The 19,765-nt window shown below is 27.4% G+C and carries 16 protein-coding genes; 15 read left to right on the top strand and 1 reads right to left on the bottom strand.

The window, feature by feature from the left end:
- Nucleotides 1-203: 203 nt before the first annotated feature.
- The 4 genes from Q3223_RS00195 (at nucleotide 204) to Q3223_RS00180 (ending at nucleotide 5,302) form a co-directional block, all read left to right on the top strand.
- The gene (locus Q3223_RS00195) at nucleotides 204-1,415 is read left to right on the top strand and encodes a patatin-like phospholipase family protein (protein WP_054271331.1); all 1,212 of its coding nucleotides are present in this window, start codon (nucleotides 204-206) and stop codon (nucleotides 1,413-1,415) included.
- Nucleotides 1,416-1,606: 191 nt separating this feature from the next.
- Complete coding sequence (locus tag Q3223_RS00190; protein ID WP_231301197.1) at nucleotides 1,607-1,867, top strand: HPr family phosphocarrier protein; 261 nt, start codon at nucleotides 1,607-1,609, stop codon at nucleotides 1,865-1,867.
- Nucleotides 1,868-2,125: 258 nt separating this feature from the next.
- The gene (ptsP, locus tag Q3223_RS00185; protein WP_074178812.1) at nucleotides 2,126-3,838 is read left to right on the top strand and encodes a phosphoenolpyruvate--protein phosphotransferase; all 1,713 of its coding nucleotides are present in this window, start codon (nucleotides 2,126-2,128) and stop codon (nucleotides 3,836-3,838) included.
- Between the two features lie 198 nt (nucleotides 3,839-4,036).
- Entirely contained in the window at nucleotides 4,037-5,302 is a 1,266-nt protein-coding gene (locus tag Q3223_RS00180; RefSeq protein WP_284182276.1) for a DUF4830 domain-containing protein, read from the top strand.
- A gap of 425 nt (nucleotides 5,303-5,727) precedes the next feature.
- Here Q3223_RS00180 and Q3223_RS00175 read toward each other — a convergent pair whose 3' ends face one another.
- Nucleotides 5,728-6,393 (bottom strand): hypothetical protein, encoded by a 666-nt coding sequence (locus Q3223_RS00175; protein ID WP_054271327.1) that lies wholly within the window; start codon nucleotides 6,391-6,393, stop codon nucleotides 5,728-5,730.
- Nucleotides 6,394-6,737: 344 nt separating this feature from the next.
- Between Q3223_RS00175 and Q3223_RS00170 the strand changes: the two genes are divergently transcribed.
- The 11 genes from Q3223_RS00170 to Q3223_RS00120 all read left to right on the top strand — a co-directional run bounded on the left by Q3223_RS00170 (nucleotide 6,738) and on the right by Q3223_RS00120 (nucleotide 19,698).
- On the top strand, nucleotides 6,738-8,168 hold the full coding sequence (locus Q3223_RS00170; RefSeq protein WP_167640829.1) for a DUF4116 domain-containing protein: 1,431 nt from the start codon (nucleotides 6,738-6,740) through the stop codon (nucleotides 8,166-8,168).
- A gap of 243 nt (nucleotides 8,169-8,411) precedes the next feature.
- Nucleotides 8,412-9,017, top strand: coding sequence for an accessory gene regulator B family protein (locus tag Q3223_RS00165; protein WP_167640830.1), 606 nt, complete (start codon nucleotides 8,412-8,414; stop codon nucleotides 9,015-9,017).
- Between the two features lie 3 nt (nucleotides 9,018-9,020).
- Nucleotides 9,021-9,167: a cyclic lactone autoinducer peptide gene (locus Q3223_RS00160; RefSeq protein ID WP_054271324.1), complete on the top strand. Its 147-nt coding sequence runs from the start codon at nucleotides 9,021-9,023 to the stop codon at nucleotides 9,165-9,167.
- 289 nt (nucleotides 9,168-9,456) lie between these two features.
- Nucleotides 9,457-10,836: a thioether cross-link-forming SCIFF peptide maturase gene (scfB, locus tag Q3223_RS00155; RefSeq protein WP_054271323.1), complete on the top strand. Its 1,380-nt coding sequence runs from the start codon at nucleotides 9,457-9,459 to the stop codon at nucleotides 10,834-10,836.
- A 28-nt stretch (nucleotides 10,837-10,864) separates the two neighbouring features.
- Nucleotides 10,865-11,362: a gamma carbonic anhydrase family protein gene (locus Q3223_RS00150; protein WP_407811430.1), complete on the top strand. Its 498-nt coding sequence runs from the start codon at nucleotides 10,865-10,867 to the stop codon at nucleotides 11,360-11,362.
- A gap of 299 nt (nucleotides 11,363-11,661) precedes the next feature.
- Nucleotides 11,662-13,326: an AarF/ABC1/UbiB kinase family protein gene (locus tag Q3223_RS00145; RefSeq protein ID WP_054271321.1), complete on the top strand. Its 1,665-nt coding sequence runs from the start codon at nucleotides 11,662-11,664 to the stop codon at nucleotides 13,324-13,326.
- Between the two features lie 12 nt (nucleotides 13,327-13,338).
- The gene (recJ, locus tag Q3223_RS00140; protein WP_407811429.1) at nucleotides 13,339-15,789 is read left to right on the top strand and encodes a single-stranded-DNA-specific exonuclease RecJ; all 2,451 of its coding nucleotides are present in this window, start codon (nucleotides 13,339-13,341) and stop codon (nucleotides 15,787-15,789) included.
- 12 nt (nucleotides 15,790-15,801) lie between these two features.
- Nucleotides 15,802-16,314 carry an adenine phosphoribosyltransferase gene (locus Q3223_RS00135; RefSeq protein ID WP_054271319.1) on the top strand — a complete coding sequence of 171 codons (513 nt, stop codon included), beginning with the start codon at nucleotides 15,802-15,804 and terminating at the stop codon, nucleotides 16,312-16,314.
- Nucleotides 16,315-16,387: 73 nt separating this feature from the next.
- Entirely contained in the window at nucleotides 16,388-18,595 is a 2,208-nt protein-coding gene (locus Q3223_RS00130; RefSeq protein ID WP_054271318.1) for a bifunctional (p)ppGpp synthetase/guanosine-3',5'-bis(diphosphate) 3'-pyrophosphohydrolase, read from the top strand.
- A gap of 24 nt (nucleotides 18,596-18,619) precedes the next feature.
- The gene (gene dtd, locus Q3223_RS00125; RefSeq protein WP_021385652.1) at nucleotides 18,620-19,069 is read left to right on the top strand and encodes a D-aminoacyl-tRNA deacylase; all 450 of its coding nucleotides are present in this window, start codon (nucleotides 18,620-18,622) and stop codon (nucleotides 19,067-19,069) included.
- 14 nt (nucleotides 19,070-19,083) lie between these two features.
- The gene (locus tag Q3223_RS00120) at nucleotides 19,084-19,698 is read left to right on the top strand and encodes an MBL fold metallo-hydrolase (RefSeq protein WP_054271316.1); all 615 of its coding nucleotides are present in this window, start codon (nucleotides 19,084-19,086) and stop codon (nucleotides 19,696-19,698) included.
- Nucleotides 19,699-19,765: the final 67 nt, after the last annotated feature.

Genomic DNA, 19,765 nt, shown 5'->3' with positions numbered 1-19,765 from the left:
AATGTTAATTATTTATCTAAATTTTGAATAAAAAGTTAACCATATAAAAAACATTAAAGATATATACTTTTAAATGGTTTTTTGATAAAATAAAAATAAATTTGTACAATTTTATTTTTCTCCAATAACTAAAAATAGTTTTTTGAATTAATATTTGCTGAGAAATAGAAATCAGAAACGTTTTTAATATAGTAGGTGATAATATGAAAGGATTAGTTTTAGAAGGTGGAGGAACAAAAGGTGCCTATCAAATAGGGGCATATAAGGCTTTAAGAGAGCTTGGAATAGAGTTCCAAGGAGTAACTGGGACATCAATTGGTGCTTTAAATGGAGCATATATAATTCAAAATGATATTGAAGTAATGGAAGATATTTGGTTAAACTACGATTATACTCACTTTATGAATATGGATAAAGATACTTATGAGAAATTTAAAAATGTAGATTTCACTACTAAAAATATCAATGCACTTATTGAACTTATAAATAAGGCTAGAAAAAATGAAGGCATAGATATAAGCCCTATGAGACAACTAATGGAAACTACATTAAATGAAGATATAATACGAAAATCAAAAAAAGACTTTGGACTTGTTACAGTGTGGTGGGATAAAAAGATTAATCCACATCCAATGTATATAGAAGATATGCCACAAGGGAGATTGATTGATTATTTAATTGCTAGTTCTAGCTTGCCTATTTTTCAATCAAATATGATGGATGATAAATTATATCTTGATGGAATGTTTTGTGACAATATGCCAATAGGACTTTTAGAAGACAAAGGGTATGAAGATGTTGTTGTAATTAGGCTGATTGATGATTTTCTTGGAAAAATGAATTTAAATAAACATCAGAATATAAATATAAAAACTATAATACCATCAGAGTATTTGGGAGGTTCTCTAAATAAAGACAGAGACAATGTAGAAAAAAATATTCGATTGGGTTACTTAGATACTATGAAAGCGTATGAAAGATGTAATGGGATTAAATATTATTTTGATGTAGAATATAAATACAATGAAGAATATTGTTTTGATAAGTTTAGAAGTATGAGTAATGAAACTGTGCAATTTATTTGTAATTTATTAAATATAAAGAGAGATGTTTCTTTAAGAACTATTATGGAAAGTGTAATACCAAAACTTGGTGAAGTACTTGGATTACCCAAAAATTTTTCATACAAAGATTTATTTTACTGTATATATGAAAAAAAACTTGAAGAAAATAGCATAAATAGAATAAAATTATATGATTTTAACAAAGTTATAGATGTTGTAAATACAAATATTGATTCTAATAAAAATTTAGCTTCTAATTTTGAAATTAGACCTAAAATTAGTATTAAAAAGAACAAAAATACAAAATTATTGACAAATTGTATTATAAAAGACTTAAAAAATCAAAGTTAAATAAAAAACAAAAAAAAATTTGTAATTATACTCGAAAAAAGTGTATATTAGTAGTATAATATTTTTGTAGCACTAGTGGGAACAAAAAATGACCATAGGACAAAAAAGTACCACTAAGTACCATTAAAGTAAAAAATAGGAAAACAATTTTAAAAAATATAAAATGTAAAGTCTATAGGAGGATTTAAAAAATGGAAAAAGTAGTTAGTATCAAAAATGCAAGTGGATTACATGCTAGACCAGCAGGAATGTTTGTTAAGAAGGCTGCTGAGTTCAAATCAACAGTAGAGGTTGTAGCAAAAGACAAGACTGTAAATGCAAAATCAATAATGGGAATAATGAGTTTAGGTTTAGCTCAAGGAGAAGAATTAAAGTTAGTTGTAAATGGAGACGATGAAGAAATAGCTTTAGCTGCAATGGTTGAATTAGTTGAAAGTGGATTTGGAGAGTAGATATAATAATTTTTTTAAGTTTGATATTTATAATCTAATCATTACTTAAAGTAAAAGTAACAGAGAAGCATTAAACATATACAGATTGACATTTGTAGATATTTAATTTCTTTGTTACTTTCATGTTTATTTAATCAGAAGATTAAGACTATTGTTAACTGGGTATGAAAATACAAATATTTTAGAATATGAAATAAGATATTTTTAATCATAAATTTAGTATGAAAATACAGAAGATATTTTTTAGGAGGTAGGGTTATGGCTTACAAAGGAATAGGTGCTTCTCCAGGTGTTGCTTTAGGGAAAGCGTTAGTAGTTGAGCATAGTGAATTAGTAATTGAAAAAAAATCTATAGATAATGTTGAAGCGGAAATTGCTAAATTAGAAAATGCAGTTGCAGTTTCTAAAGAAGAATTAATAAAGGTTAAGGAAAAGGCTTCTGAAGAATTAGGAGCAGAAGAGGCAGAAATATTTGAAGCACATTTATTAGTTTTAGAAGACCCAGAATTAATTGGTTCTGCAATAGACAAGATTAAAACTGAAAATGTAAACGCAGAGTATGCTTTAAATGAAATAAAAGAGATGTTTGTTAGTATGTTTGAGTCTATGGACAATGAATATATGAAAGAAAGAGCAGCAGATATAAAAGATGTTACAAATAGAATACTTAGACATATATTAGGAATTAAAGTTGTTGATTTATCTGCTTTAAGTGAAGAAGTAGTATTAATAGCACATGATTTAACTCCATCAGATACAGCAACTATGAATAAAAAAATGGTTTTAGGATTTTTAACTGATATAGGTGGAAGAACTTCTCATACAGCTATCATGTCTAGAACTTTAGAAATAGCTGCAATCGTTGGATTAAGTGATATAACTTCAAATGTTAAGGATGGAGATTTTGTAGTCTTCAATGGAGATACTGGTGAAGTAATCGTTAATCCAGATGAAGATACTATAAATAAATATACTGAGTTAAAAGCTAAATATGAAGAAGAGAGAAAAGCATTACAGTTATTAAAAGGAAAAGCATCTGTGACTTTAGATGGAAAGCATGTAGAATTAGCTGGTAATATAGGAACTCCTAATGATATAGAAGGTCTAATAAAGAATGATGCTGAAGGTGTTGGTCTTTATAGAACAGAATTCTTATACATGGATAGAGATTCTTTCCCAACTGAAGAAATACAATATGAAGCTTACAAAGCTGTACTAGAAGGAATGGATGGAAAACCTATAGTTATAAGAACATTGGATATAGGTGGAGATAAAGAATTAAGTTATTTAAGCATGGAACCTGAAATGAATCCATTCTTAGGTTATAGAGCAATAAGACTTTGCTTAGACAGAAAAGATATATTTAAGACTCAATTAAGAGCTTTATACAGAGCAAGTGTTCATGGAAAACTAAGAATCATGTTCCCTATGATTTCCTCTTTAGAAGAATTATTACAAGCTAAAGAAGTTGTAAAAGAAGTTTTAGCAGAACTTGATTCTGAAGGTATAACTTATGCTAAAGATGTAGAAATTGGTATGATGATAGAAGTGCCATCTGCTGCTGTAATATCTGATGTACTAGCTAAACATGTAGACTTCTTCTCTATAGGAACTAATGACTTAATTCAATATACTTGTGCAGTTGATAGAATGAATCAAAAAATAAGCTATCTTTATAATCAATTTAATCCAGCTGTTTTAAGACTTATAAAGACTGTTATAGACAATGCACATAAAGAAGGTAAATGGGCAGGTATGTGTGGAGAATCTGCTGGAGACCAAAAAATGATACCAATACTTTTAGGTATGGGATTAGATGAGTTCTCTATGTCTCCAATATCAATACTTCCTGCTAGAAAATTAATAACTTCAGTTAAAGAAGCCGATATGAAAAAATTAGCTGATGAGGTACTTAATATGGGTACTGCTGAAGAAATAAAGAAATATATTGAAACTACTTTTAATATGTAATTATTAAATTATATCTATATAAATACTTATTTATGTAGATTATAGATAGTAAAAAATTATTTAATGAATAAGTAAAAGCCATAGTTTGTTCTATATACTATGGCTTTTTTATTGTATAATTTAAGATATTATAATATTTATGGTTTGGTATTAATAATATAGTCTGCATCTAATAAATATTTAATGGAGGTATACAATTTGAAAAGTAAAAACACAAAGGTATTCATCATAGCTATACTTATTTTGAGTTCTATAATATTATATTTAAATACACAAAACAACCTAATAAGTAACAAATATGATAAAAAAGTATATTTAGATTTAAAAGATACAAAAAAAATAGAAATTTACAATAATATTAGCCAAGAAAAAGAGCATAAGCCAATTTTAATTTCAGATAAACATTTAATAAATGAAATATTAAACTATTTAAATAATGTAGAGTATTATGATGGGGAAGATATGAATGAGATTACATTAAAAAGTCAGAGTATAAATTTTTATAATGGTGATGGAGAACAAAAAATTATAAATTACTCATATGATAGTATACATAATATTGGAAAGATTGAATATGATAATGAAAAATTTAATGTACCACATGATTTTTTTAGGTTAATATCATCACTTGAAGAATTTAGACCTCAATATTCAAAAGTACCTAATGATGTAAATGAACTTTTTAAAAAGTATAACTGGACGCCAAGTTTTCTAATATCATCTCAACAAAAAACAATTCCAAATAATTTTAAGTATTCATCAGAAGATACAGTAGAGAGGATGTACTGGGCATATAATATAGAGCTATCTAAAGATATAGGGTTAGATTTTTCAAACTTAAAATCAAAAGAGATTACTGCTGAGATATACAATTTAAATGAACCGTTATCAGATGAACTTGAAGATACTCTATTAAGTACTAGAGGTATAATAATAAGGTATGAAGGAAAAATTGTAGGTGCGTATATTGATTCTGGAAGGCATGAAGGGAATGCTATTAGCTTAAAAAGACATAGTTTTAAGGAAGTGACAAAAGAAGACTTAAATACATGGGTAGATGATAATTGTATAGATAAGTCAAATTCTTTATATATAGAGGTATCAAAGTTAAGTAATGAGGATTTAATAAAAATGTATATAAAGGCTATAAAAGAAAATAATACAAAGGTTTTATTAACTACTATGGATGTAGAAAGTAAGATAAGTACTCTCTTCATTAATTTGGATAATCATAAGCTTTTTAATGATACTAAGTTTGGGATGAATTTACCAGATTATATTAATAATGATAAAATTGTATATATGGAAAAGATTGATTTAAAAGAAAATGATAAGAGATGTTATAATGTTATATTTGGGGGTAATGATATAATGAGTGACACTGGAAGAGGAACTTTCTCAGATATTAATATTGATATTGTAAATGAAAAGGGAGTGTGGAAAGTGTCTGGCTTTACAAAATAAATCTAAAATAAATATTGTTAAAAATTAATATTGTATTGAAAAATAATTAAAAGTATTTAATAATAGAATTAAGGGAAGACTAAGTTTATAAATAAAGGATAATTAAATAAAAGTTAATAAAATAAATGTGATATCCAAATAAATCCTGAATCTAATTTGAGTTTTAATATAGATAGTCTAAAGTTTGATTATTAAAGATTTAATTGTAAGTGGTTACAGTTGATGATATTGATATAGAGATTAAAGTTTAGAATAGAAAGTTACCTTAAATTTAAAAATGCAAGATAACACAATCTAAAAATTATAATCACTCAATGGGTTTATGGATTTATTTGTTTATTATAAATAAATGGGAGTAGAATTATCTACTCCCATTTTGTATATTATTATTAATTTAATTGGTAATATGAGCTAAACTTGTAATTCTAGTTAAGACTTGCTGCATTAGTAGTAAATAATTCTTTAATAGCATTATTTCTAGCAGTTAAATCATTATTAGAATTATTTGTTTTTTTCATAATTACTGAGTAACGCTTTTTATTTATAAAAAATATTAAGATTTTATCATCATCAAAATTGTATTCCTTGTATCTATCAATAGACTCATAACCTAAGTTTAAAATGTTCTTATCCTTTATACTATCTACATCTAAAATATATGATGGGTCAGCCTTTAGTAATATATTGATTAAACATTTTTCTTCACCAGCACAGAATAACTCCATCTTATTTGATATGGATTTAGATTGTTCTGAAGTTATTTTTGCAGGAATAAGGTCATTATTATCATCTCTTAAAAGATAACCATGTGTGTCTTGTTGATAAACTAAATTAACCTTTTTCTTAGGGACATTGATTATTTTATCTAAATGCACATAATGATGATTTTCAACAAATCCTTCATTTAATATTTCAACAAAGTTGTCAATCTTACCTAGACAAAAAGATTCTATAGATTCTTTACAGAATTTATTTGTAAATGGGATTATGCTTACGTTTTCCTCGTCTGTATTCCATGCTATGGCATAATCTAACGAATATACTTCTTCCTCTATATCTGCAAAATTAAATTGTACTATGTTTCCTTTCAAAATTACTCGACCTCCATCTTTATAATATATTTAATATACTTTATAAAACTTATATTATATTTAAATAATATCATAAATTGGATAATTATGATATAGTAAATAATAAAAAAATTGAAAAAAATCACTATAAATGAGTAATAAATATAAATAGTGTATACTAATGGGATGGAAAATGTCCACTATTAACTTTATTACCCCACATATGTAAAATAAATTTATTAATGTAAAATATAATCTGTCGACAATGAATAGACTTTTAAAGGAACTTAATATAAAATTAATTAAATAAATACTTAAAAACGATTTACTTTAATGATAAAATCGTATTAAAGGAGGTTAATTTTATGGATATAAAAAATAAAATTAAATCTATATTTTTACCAGAAAAAGATGACTATTTAGATGATGAAGAATTTGAGGATGATATAGAGGATAATGAGGAGAGTTTAAAGCAAGACAATAAAGTACATTTAAATGACTTAAGCAGAGTAAAGTATGATTACAGAGAATTAAAAGACATAGAAAATCAGACAGAAGAAATGTGTTTACTAGCAGTAAAACAGGATGGGACTATAATTGAGTTTGTAAAAAATAAGACTTATAAGGTATGTATGGAAGCCGTTAAACAGACATACAAAGCTCTTAAGTATATAACAAATCAGTCTGAGGATATTTGTATAGAAGCCGTTAAACAAAACTACAGAGCTTTATATTACATAAATGATAAGACTGATAATGTACTAATTGAGGCTATAAAACATGCATCTACTCATGATGTTATGGAAGTTTTTAAATTTGTAGAAGAGCAGACTGAAGATGTATGTCTAGCATTTATAGAAATGGCATCAAAAAATGATGTTGCAGAAATACTTAAAGACATAAAAGAGCAAACTCCAACTATATGTTTGGAAGCAGTAAAAAAAGATGGAAAATCTTTAGCTTATGTTAAAGAACAAACTTCAACTATATGTTTAGAAGCAGTAAAAGAAAACTATAGTGCTCTACCTTGTGTGGAAGAACAAACCGAAGAAATATGTATAGAAGCAGTAAAACAGAATGATTTTGCATTGTATTATGTAAATGAACAGACAGAAAAAATATGTATAGAAGCAGTTAGAAGAAGTTATATGGCACTACAATATGTAAAAAAACAGACAGAAGATATATGTATGGAAGCAGTTAGAAATGATGGAAGAGCACTACAATATGTAAAAGAACAGACAGAAGATATATGTATAGAAGCAGTTAGACAAAATGGGAAAGTCTTGCAATATGTAAAAAAACAGACAGAAGATATATGTATAGAGGCAATAAAAGATTCATTTGAAGAACTTCAAATAAAAGAAATATTAAGCTATGTAAAAGTTCCAACAGAAAGAGTTTTTGTAGAAGCAGTAAAACAAAATGGAAAGGCTCTTAAATATATAGAAAATCAGACAGAATTAATGTGTATAGAGGCAGTAAGAGAAAATTATAATGCTTTACAGTATGTAAAGAAACAAACAGAAAAAGTTTGCTTAGAAGCAGTAAATCAAAGTTATGAAGCTCTTAAATATGTGAAAGAGCAGACAGAAGAAGTTTGTTTAAAAGCAGTGAAGCAAGATTACAGAATGTTGAAATATGTAAATAAACAAACAGAAGAAGTATGTTTAGAAGCAGTAAGACAAAACTATAGAGCTTTGGAATTTGTTGATAATCAAACAGAAAAAATTTGCTTGGAAGCAGTAAAACAGAATAGAAAAGCACTACAATATGTAAAACAAAAACAAAGTTGAAATATATAGAAAAATATATGTAAAGGCACCTAGCTTATAGTAATAAGTTAGGTGTTTTTATGTATATAAAAAATAGTAAAAGTATTTTATTATAATTATTTTGTTATATAAAGAATATCTAAAGACTTATATAGGTCTTTTTTTGACCAGTTTTACAATTTTAGCAACTAGTTTTGTAAAGTATATTGAATTTTCTCAAAAAAGAAGGTATTCTATGTATGTAAAATTTTTTTGGAGGTAAAAATGTTTAAGAAATCTGCTGATAAAATGACATCTGTTTTAATTTGTAATAATATGATAGATAATAATGAATCAAAAGTTTATTCTTATGGATTTGAAATATTGATAGCTTTTATAGTTAATGTAACGACCATGCTGCTCATAGGTTTTTTATTTGGCAAATTTACATATATATTGTTTTTTTTAATGTGTTACTGTCCAATAAGACAATTTTCAGGTGGGTATCATGCAGACAATTATTTTAGGTGCCTATTGACTTTTGTTTTTATAATTTTGTCTACAATATTAATTATAGAAAATCTAAATTTATACTTATTTAAAAATATCATTATGGTTACTGCAAGCATTAGTTGGGTTGGGATTTGTATTCTCTGTCCAATAGAACATAGAAGTAATCCTATAAGTGATAGAGAAAAGTTAACTTACAAAAAAGTTGCTGTATTTGTATCTACAATAATATTATTAATGACAGTTTTAAGCTTTTTATTGAATGTATTTGTAGATTATTTCATATATAGCGCATTTGCTATGTTTTGGATTTTTATAATGTTGGTATTAGGGAAATTAAAAGCTAAGAATTTAAGTAAAATATGTGTGGGGGAGAATTAAGTTATGAAGAAGTTTTTTGTAAAATTTATGAAGTTTGCTAGTTCATTAGCACTTAGCACTGCCATCTTGTCGGCTAATAGTACTTGTCCATGGATTATACATCAACCTAAAGTTCCTAAAGAAATTAAGAATTTAAAGAAGATAAATTAAATAGAAGCAATTATATAAAATTATTATAAAAAGAAATTATTATATTTTAATAAGGTTAAAACTATATAAAGATTAGATATAAATTTTATTTTAAGGCATATAATATACATTTGATGGTGTATTATTGTGCCAATTTAGGGGGATGTAGTGTATCCAATGAAATGACTTACGAGTAGTAAGTCATTTTTGTATTGTATGTATTTTAGATAAACTTATGATATAATGAAGGGTAAAGTTTAATTAAAACAATAAAAAACTTTAGTATAGATAGTAATTTAGGAGGTAGGTTATGAGTATGATACATAAATTTTCTATGAATGGATATAATATCGTTTTAGATGTGAATGGTGGAGCTGTTCATGTATTAGATGATGTTGCATACGACTTATTAGACTTTTATAAAGAAAAAAGTAAAGAAGAAGTATTAGATATATTAAAATCTAAATATCAAGAAGAAAAAATAAATGAAGCATATGAAGAAATATCAAACTTAGAAAAAGAAGGTCTTTTATATACAGAAGATACATATCAATATCATCCAAGTTTTGTACATAGAGAACCTGTGGTAAAAGCTTTATGTTTGAATGTAGCCCATGATTGTAATTTAAAATGTAAATATTGTTTTGCAGCTCAAGGTGACTTTGGAGGAGAAAAAGAACTTATGAGCTTTGAGGTAGGTAAGGCAGCAATAGACTATTTGATTGCTAACTCAGGCACTAGAAAAAACTTAGAGATAGATTTCTTTGGTGGAGAGCCTTTGATGAATTTTGAAGTTGTAAAACAGTTAGTTGATTATGGTAGAAGTATTGAAAAAGATTATAATAAAAATATAAGATTTACAATAACTACAAATGGTGTACTATTAAATGATGAGATTATAGACTATATAAATGAAAATATGCACAATGTAGTTTTGAGTTTAGATGGAAGAAAAGAAATTAATGATAATATGAGACCAACTTTAAATGACAAAGGAAGTTATGATATTACATTGCCACGATTTAAAAAACTTGTGGAAAAAAGAGCAAAAGATAAATATTACTATATAAGAGGAACATTTACAAGAGATAATCTGGATTTTGCTAAGGATGTTATGCATTTTGCAGATTTAGGATTTAAATTAACATCTGTAGAGCCAGTTGTTGGAGATGAAAGTAATCCATATGCACTTAGAGAAGAGGATTTACCTAAGATATTTGAAGAGTACGAAAAGTTTGCTGTAGAGTATGCAGATAGACAATTACAAGGCGATGGATTTAAGTTTTTCCATTTTATGATAGATTTAAATCAAGGACCATGTGTAATAAAAAGAATAACTGGATGTGGAGCTGGAAATGAATATCTTTCTGTAACTCCAAATGGAGATATATATCCATGTCATCAATTTGTTGGAAATGAAGAATTTAAAATGGCAAATATATTTGATAAAGAAATTGTACTTCCAGAAAGTTTAAAAAATATGTTTAGAGAAGCTCATGTATATACTAAAGAAGATTGTAAACAATGTTGGAATAAGTTTTACTGTTCAGGTGGATGTCATGCAAATGCAATAAACTTTAATAATGACATATCAAAGCCATATGAATTAGGATGTGAAATGCAAAGAAAACGTACAGAGTGCTCTATAATGATACAAGCAAAGTTAATGTTAGAAGGAGCAACTAACTAAATTTATATTTTAAAGGAGTTGTTTATATATGATTAGAGATTATTTGGAAGATAAACCTTTAATTGATGAAAGTGTATTTGTGGCAAAATCAGCAGACATAATTGGAAATGTCAAAATAGGTAAGGATTCAAGTGTATGGTATAATGCAGTAGTTAGGGGAGATGAAGGTTCAATAACTATTGGAGAAAATACTAATATACAAGATTGTTCTATAGTACATGGAGATGCAGATACTATAATTGGTAATAATGTAACAGTTGGACATAGGTCAATAGTTCATGGTTGTAAAATTAGTGACAATGTTTTGATTGGTATGGGTTCAATAATATTGGATAATGCTGAAATAGGAGAATATACTTTGATAGGAGCAGGTACATTAATTACATCTAATAAGAAGTTCCCACCAGGTGTTTTAATAATGGGCTCTCCTGGTAAGGTTGTTAGAGAACTTACAGAGGAAGATAAAAGATATATTGATGAATCATATAAATGGTATCTAGAAGCAGCACAAAATCAAAAATATTAAATTAAAGAGTGGTTGTTTCAAAACATACTTAAATCTGTTTTGAGGCAACCACTAATTTATTTTATTAAAGTTAGCTGATATTTTAGTTTTCAAAAAGTATTTGATTAAGATAGGTATAAAATGTCAAAAATAAAAATTAACTGAGTTAAATAATTTTAATAAAATTACTAGTATATGTGATAAAATTAAATATTAAAGAGGATATAAGACATTAGTATATAAATTGGTAAAATAATGTCTTATATAAGATAAATTAAGGTGTAAGTTTTCGGGTATACCTATTTTAGGAGTGAAAATATTTGAGAATAAGTTATAGAAACTTAAAAAGATATAGAGAAATTGGATATGTTTTAATAAAGTATGGTTTTAGTTTTATTGTAGAAAGATTAAATATAGAAGGAATAGCTTATAAAATACCACTGTTTGACCCTCCAGAAGAAATAAAAAATATGACAACTGGTGAGAGAATAAAAAGAGTTTTAGAAGAGCTAGGGCCTACATATATAAAAATAGGACAGATATTAAGTACAAGAAAAGATTTATTAGACCAAGATATAATTGATGAAATATCAAAACTTAGAGATGATGTAGAGAAATTTGATTCAAATATAGCTATTGAGATATTTAAAGAAGAAGTAGGATTAAGTATAGAAGAAATATTTTTAGAGTTTAAAGAAGAACCAATTGCAGCAGCTTCGATTGGTCAAGTTTATGAGGGTGTTCTTAGAACTGGAGAAGAAGTAATTGTAAAAATTCAAAGACCAAATATAGAGAAAATAATAAAATCTGATTTAGAAATTCTTAGAACGATTGCAAATACTCTAAAGGATTTAAAAAAGGATTTTAATTTAGACTTAGTACAAATGATTGAAGAATTTCAAACTCAATTAATGAGAGAGCTTGACTATACTTTTGAAGCTATAAATGCAACTAAATTCTCTAGGATATTTAAAAATAGTGATGAGGTATATATACCTAAAATATATCCAGAATATAATACTAAGAAAATTTTAGTAATGGAGAAGGTCAATGGTACAAAATTAAGTGATGTAGAAAAAATAAATAGGTTAGGTTATAATACAAAAACTATTGTTGAAATAGGAGTAAGGTCTTTTTTTACACAAGTATTGTCTCATGGATTTTTTCATGCAGACCCACATCCAGGTAATATATTTGTAGTTGCTAAAAACAAGATAGCATATATAGATTTTGGAATGATTGGAATTATTGACAATAAAACACTGAATCAATTAAATGAAATTGCATTAGCAGGAGTGGAAAAGAATGTCGACAAGATAATATACTTGTTAATAGAAATGGATGCGTTAAATGGAGAGGCAGATATTAAAGGTCTTAGACAGGATTTACTTTATCTAATACATTATTACTATGATATTTCTATAGAAAAAATAAATGTAACAGATATATTAAATGAACTGTTTAGATTTTTTAGGCAGTATAAGATAGTCATGCCTGCACAGTTTGTGACACTTGCTAAGACTGTTATAACATTAGAAGGAACAAGTAGAACTTTAAATTCAGATTTTTCTTTTGGTTCTATGGGAAAAGAGTTTATGAAACATCATTATAAGAGTAAATTTAATCCTAAAAATGTCGTTTTAAGTTCAAGACAAAATGTAGAAGAAATATTACTCGATATAAAAACTATTCCAAAACAGCTAAAAGCAATCTTAAAGAATGTAGAAAGAAATAATATAAAAATGCAAATTGAAGACGTAAAAATGACAAAATTAGAAAATTGTATATTAGAGTTAACGTCTCAAATATCATTAAGTTTAGTGTTAGCATCAATTATAGTGGGTTCTTCCCTTATAATTGCATCTCCAAATATAGAAAACAATATTTGGATAAAGTTTACTGCTATAGGAGGTTTCTTTATATCTTTTATAATAGGACTTTGTCTAGTTATAAGGAGTGTTAGGTCAAAATATAAAAAGGATTAGGGGGAGTTGAATTTGAAAAAATGGATATTGAAATATAAAGGTAAGATAGAGGAAAGTGAATTTAGCAAAAAAATTAATATTTCCCCGGAAATCTGCCAAATTTTAAAAAATAGAGGAATATATACTGAAAAAGATTCAGAAATATTTATGAATCCATCTTTGGATTATTTAAGGGACCCTTTCTTAATGAAAGATATGCAGAAAGCTGTTGATAGGATAAAATCAGCTATTGAAAATAATGAAAAAATTTGGATTTATGGAGATTATGATGTTGATGGTGTGTCATCTACTTCTATTTTATGTATATATTTTAAAAGTATAGGGTATCATGTGGATTACTATATCCCAAATAGATTAGAAGAAGGATATGGTATAAATGAAGAAGCTATTAAGCTTATAAGCTCTAGAGGTTGTGACTTGATTATAAGTGTTGACTGTGGGATTACATCAGTATCTGAGGTTAATATAGCGAATGATTTGGGTATAGATGTTATAATAACAGACCATCATGAATGTCAAAACGAGATTCCACCAGCTTTTGCAGTAATAAATCCAAAACAAGAAGATTGTAATTATCCATTCGATTCATTATGTGGATGTGGTGTAGCATTTAAAATGATTCAAGCATTAACTCCAAAAGAAGAATTTAAAACTAGTATGTATGATTATTTAGAAATAGTAACATTGGCAACTATTTGTGATATTGTACCACTTATAGACGAAAATAGAATAATTGTAAAAAATGGTTTAAAATCAATGAAAGAAGGCAAAAATATTGGATTAAGAGAGCTTATAAAAGTTTGTGGTGTAGAAAGTGATAAAATAGGTTCTTCTCATATAGGTTTTGCAATAGGACCTAGAATAAATGCTTCAGGTAGATTAGGATATTCTTATTTAGGTGTTGAGTTGTTTACCACTCAATCTAGAGAAGAAGCTGTAGAAATAGCCAATATATTAGAAGAGAAAAATAATGAAAGACAGATGATAGAGGCTAAAATGTATCATGAAGCTGAAGAAATGTTAAAGTCTAATAGCAGATATAATGATGATAAAGTCTTAGTTTTAGCTAAAGAAGGTTGGCAACATGGAATAATAGGAATTGTAGCATCTAAGCTAACTGAAAAATACTATAAACCTACAATTCTTTTAGGCATAGAAAATGGAGAAGCTACTGGTTCAGCAAGGTCTATAAAAGGATTTAATGTATTTGAAGCTCTTGTAAAGTGTAAGGACTTAATGACTAAGTTTGGTGGTCATGAGCAAGCAGCAGGGCTATCTTTAAATTCAGATAATGTGGAAGCTTTAGCAAATGAAATAAACAAATTTGCAAATTATAATTTAACTGAAGATGATATGATAGAGAATGTGAATGTTGAATTTGAACTACAAGAAAATGTAATAAATCTAAATCTTGTAGAAGAATTACATAAGTTAGAGCCTTTTGGATTAAATAATCCAAATCCTAGATTTATAGTTAGAAATTATATTTTAAAAGATTTAAAGGTTATAGGAAAAAACCAACAACATCTAAAATTAAGTATAGAAAAAGAAAAAAGCTATGAATGTATAGGATTTAACATGAGTCATTTAAAATCATTGTATAAAGTAGGAGATAAAGTAGATGTATTGTTTCAGTTAGATGAAAATAACTATATGGGAAATAGAAAAGTACAGTTTTTACTTAAAGATATAAGATTAGCTCGACCTAAAAGTGCAAGTAGTGACAAACTTTCACTGAAATTAATGTCAAAAATAATACCCAAAGATACACAAAGCTTGTATAATATATCTGTATCTGATTTTGATTTATTCGATGGAAATACTGATATAAATATATTTGATTATTTTGAAAAAGGTACATTAATAATATCTAATTCCATAAATGGATTTTATAGAGCAGTTTCGGATATATCACTTGTAGATTTAGATTTTAAGATAAATTACAATATTATTGAAGATATTAGCAAAAATACTGATAAATTAGAGCTTATATTTTCTCCTAATATTGATAAAATAGACTTAAAAAGATATAATAATATTATTCTTTATGATTATTTATACAATAAAGGCGAATATTTGTATATATATGAGAATAAAAGAGAAGAAAGTGAAATTATAAAATATTATAATAAAACAGACCTATTATATTTAAAGAATGTAGTTAGTAATATAGTTCCATCAAGAGATGAATTTATAACAATTTATAAGCAAGCACTCACAAAAAAAGAAATTGATTTGGATATGGTAAATATAAAGGGAACTTTTAATGTAATTCCATTAAAGTTTTTTACGATATTGAATGTGTTTAGAGAATTAAATTTACTTGACTTTAATTTAAATTATGAAAAAAATTCTGTACTCATAAGAATATTGCCAAAACCACAGAAAAAATTAGATTTAAATGAGAGTTTAATACTCAATAATCTAAAAAATTTAGAAAAACAATATAATAGCAGTTATTAGGAGGCGTTTCCCATGGATTTAAAAAACTTTATAAGGAATATTGATGATTTCCCAAAACCAGGTATAGATTTTAAAGATGTTACTACTCTATTTAAAGATGGAGAGGCATTTAGATATGCAGTAGACTCTATAGTTGAAGAACTAAAAAATAAAGGTGTAGATTTAGTAATAGGGCCAGAAGCAAGAGGTTTTTTGATGGGTACACCTGTAGCGTATGCTTTAGGAGTAGGATTTGTTCCAATTAGAAAACCTGGAAAGTTACCAGGAGAAGTTGAAAGTTATGAGTATGGCTTAGAGTATGGTACGGATACTTTAGAAATACATAAAGATGCAATTAAAAAAGGTCAAAAAGTAGCAATAGTAGACGATTTATTGGCTACTGGTGGAACTATGGAAGCTGCTGCTAAGCTTGTAGAAAAATTAGGTGGAGAAGTAGTTTCTATGCAATTTTTAATTGAGCTAGAATTCTTAAATGGGAGAGAAAAATTATCTAACTATAATGTTAATTCTCTTATAAAATACTAGTACTTTTACAATAGTTGGTATAGCACCAACTATTTTCATATATATTAAAATTTTATACAAAATAGGTGGTTATATGCATGATAAAGAATTACAAGAAATAATTGAAAAAATAAAAGTTTATGCACCTAATGCAAATTTTGAGATGGTTGAAAAAGCCTATAATCTTGCAAAAAAAGCGCATGAAGGACAATATAGAAAATCTGGGGAACCATACTTTATTCATCCATTAGCAGTGGCAAACATTTTGATAGAGATGGAATTAGATATTGAAACTATAACAGCTGGTTTACTTCATGATGTTGTAGAAGATACGGAATATACCTATGAAGACATAACAAAAGAATTTGGCAAAGAAGTAGCGGATTTAGTTGATGGAGTAACAAAACTTGGTCAAATAAAATATCGTTCAAAAGAAGAAACTCAATCTGAAAACCTAAGAAAAATGTTTTTGGCAATGGCGAAAGATATAAGGGTTATACTTATAAAACTTGCTGATAGATTGCACAATATGAGAACCTTAAAATATATGCCTCCAGAGAAAGCTAAATATAAGGCAAAAGAGACACTTGAAATTTATGGAGGTATAGCTCATAGATTAGGGATTTCTAAGATAAAGTGGGAGTTAGAAGACAGAGCACTGAGATTTATGGACCCAGAAGGGTATTATGATTTAGTTGATAGAGTATCAATGAAGAGAAGTCAAAGAGAAGATTATATACATGGAATTGTTGAACTTCTTAAAGATAAGTTTAAAGATTTAAGTATACCATGTGATGTATATGGTAGACCAAAGCATTTTTATAGTATTTATAGAAAGATGCAAAAAAAACACAAGACTTTTGAAGAAATTTTTGATTTAACAGCTGTAAGAATACTAGTAGATAATGTAAAGGATTGTTATGCAGTTCTTGGTATAGTTCACACATTATGGAGACCTATTCCAGGCAGATTTAAGGACTATATAGCAATGCCAAAGCCAAATCTCTACCAATCGTTGCATACTACTGTTGTAGGTCCTGATGGAGAGCCTTTAGAGATACAGATAAGGACTCATGAAATGCATAACATAGCTGAAAATGGTATCGCGGCCCATTGGAAATACAAAGAAGGTATTTCTAGTAAAGAATCAAAAGTTGAAGAGAAACTTCAGTGGTTGAGACAAATGATGGAGTGGGAAAAAGACCTGAAAGACCCACAAGAGTTTATGGATGCACTTAAAGAAGATGTATTTAATAGTCAAGTTTACGTATTTACTCCAAAAGGAGATGTAATTGAATTACCAGCAGAATCAACACCTATAGATTTTGCATATAGAGTTCATACAAATGTAGGGAATAAGTGTGTAGGAGCTAAAATTGATGGAAGAATAGTTCCTATTGATTATAAGCTTCAAAATGGTAATATTGTAGAGGTACTTACATCATCTAATTCTAATGGGCCAAGTAGAGATTGGCTTAATATAGTAAAGACACCAAATGCTAAAAGTAGAATTAGACAATTTTTCAAGAAAGAAAGAAGAGAAGAAAATGTCGACCGTGGAAATACAATATTAGAAAGAGAATTTAAGAAGCATGATATACCACAGAAAGACCCTCTTGTTGAAAAATATATGGCATTAGTTGCTAAGAAATTTAATCAGCCAAGTGTTGAGGATTTAGTTGCTACTGTAGGTTATGGTGGTATAATGTCATCTCAAGTTGTATCTAAAGTAAAAGACTTATATTTAAAAGAAGTTAAAAAAGTTAAAAAAGAACAACAAATACAAGAAGAAGATTTAAATAAACACAATATAAGTGAAACAGAATACAGTAAAAAGAGAAAGAAAAACGCATCACAAGGAATTATAGTAAAAGGGCTTGATAATATCTTAGTAAGATTTGCTAAGTGTTGTAATCCTCTTCCAGGAGATGAAATTGTAGGATATATTACTAAGGGTAGGGGAGTAGCTATACACAGAGCTGATTGCCCAAATGCAAACAATAATGGGGATTTCTTCCAAAATAGATTGGTAGAAGTTTCATGGAGTTCAGCAGGCAAAGGTAAGTTTGAAGCAGAGATTCAAATAAAGGCTGTTGACAGAAGAGGAATTGTTAATGAAATAACTCATATTGTTGCAATGGATAAACTTAGTTTAAATGGAATAAATGCAAGAAAAGGTAAAGATAGCATTGTAAGTATAAACTTACTTGTAGAAGTTAATGACACAGAGGAATTAAAAATTCTAATGAAAAAATTAAAAGCAATTCCTGGTGTAGAAAGTATTTATAGAATGACAAATTAGAGTTAAAATAATAGGGAGGAAACTATGAGAGCAGTAGTACAAAGAGTATCTTCATCTAAAGTTACAGTAGATGAAAACACTATAGGTCAAATAAATAAAGGGTTACTAGTATTATTAGGAGTGACTCATGATGATAAATCAAGTGATGTAGATTATATGATTGACAAAATATTGAATCTGAGAATTTTTGAAGATGAAGATGATAAAATGAATTTATCTCTAATGGATATAGGTGGAGAGCTTTTAGTAGTATCTCAATTTACTTTATATGGAGATTGTAGAAAAGGAAGAAGACCTGGATTTAGTAATGCGGCCAAACCAGAACTTGCAAATAATCTGTATGAAGAGTTTATAAAAAAAGCAAAAGATAAAGGTGTAACAGTTGGTACAGGTCAATTTGCGGCTCATATGATGGTAGAATTAACTAATGATGGTCCAGTAACAATACTATTAGACTCAAGTAAATCTTTTTAAGGGGGAAAACTTTAATGGTTATAAAAAAATTTGTAGATAGTTATTTTGGAGTAAATACTTATGTATTAGGTGATGAAAAAACTAAAAAATGTGCAGTTATAGACCCAGGTGGAAGTTTAGTAGATACTCTAAGTTTTGTAAAAGAAAATGAATTAAATATCGAATATATAATTCTTACTCATGGACATGGAGACCATATAGGATATGTTAAAGATATTAAAGATAAAACTGGTGCTAAGGTAGTTGCACATATTGATGAAAAAGAATTATTAAATGATAAAAATAAAAATCTAAGTTATACAATGAGATGTGGAGCACAAGAGTTTGATGCAGATATATATGTAAATGATAAAGACAAGCTTGAACTTGGTGAATTAAAAATGACTTTCTTACACACTCCAGGACACACACAAGGGTGTATGTGTATAAGAGTTGAAGATGAATTGTTTACAGGAGATACTTTATTTGCTGGAAGTATTGGTAGAACTGATTTGTATAGTGGAGATTTTCATCAAATGGAAAAATCGCTTAAGAAATTATGTAAATATGAAGATGCTGTTAGAGTATATCCTGGTCATGGACCAGCTAGTACTCTAGGGGTTGAGAAGAAGACAAATCCTTATATGTAATTTTATATTAGTATTAAATAATGTATCAAATATTTAATAACTGTATTAGAGATGGGGTTCTTCTACT

Source organism: Clostridioides sp. GD02367, assembly GCF_045900275.1.
Lineage (GTDB): Bacteria > Bacillota > Clostridia > Peptostreptococcales > Peptostreptococcaceae > Clostridioides > Clostridioides difficile_A.
The sequence above is the reverse complement of the archived record's forward strand: the minus strand, read 5'-3'. Positions and strand labels throughout refer to the sequence as shown.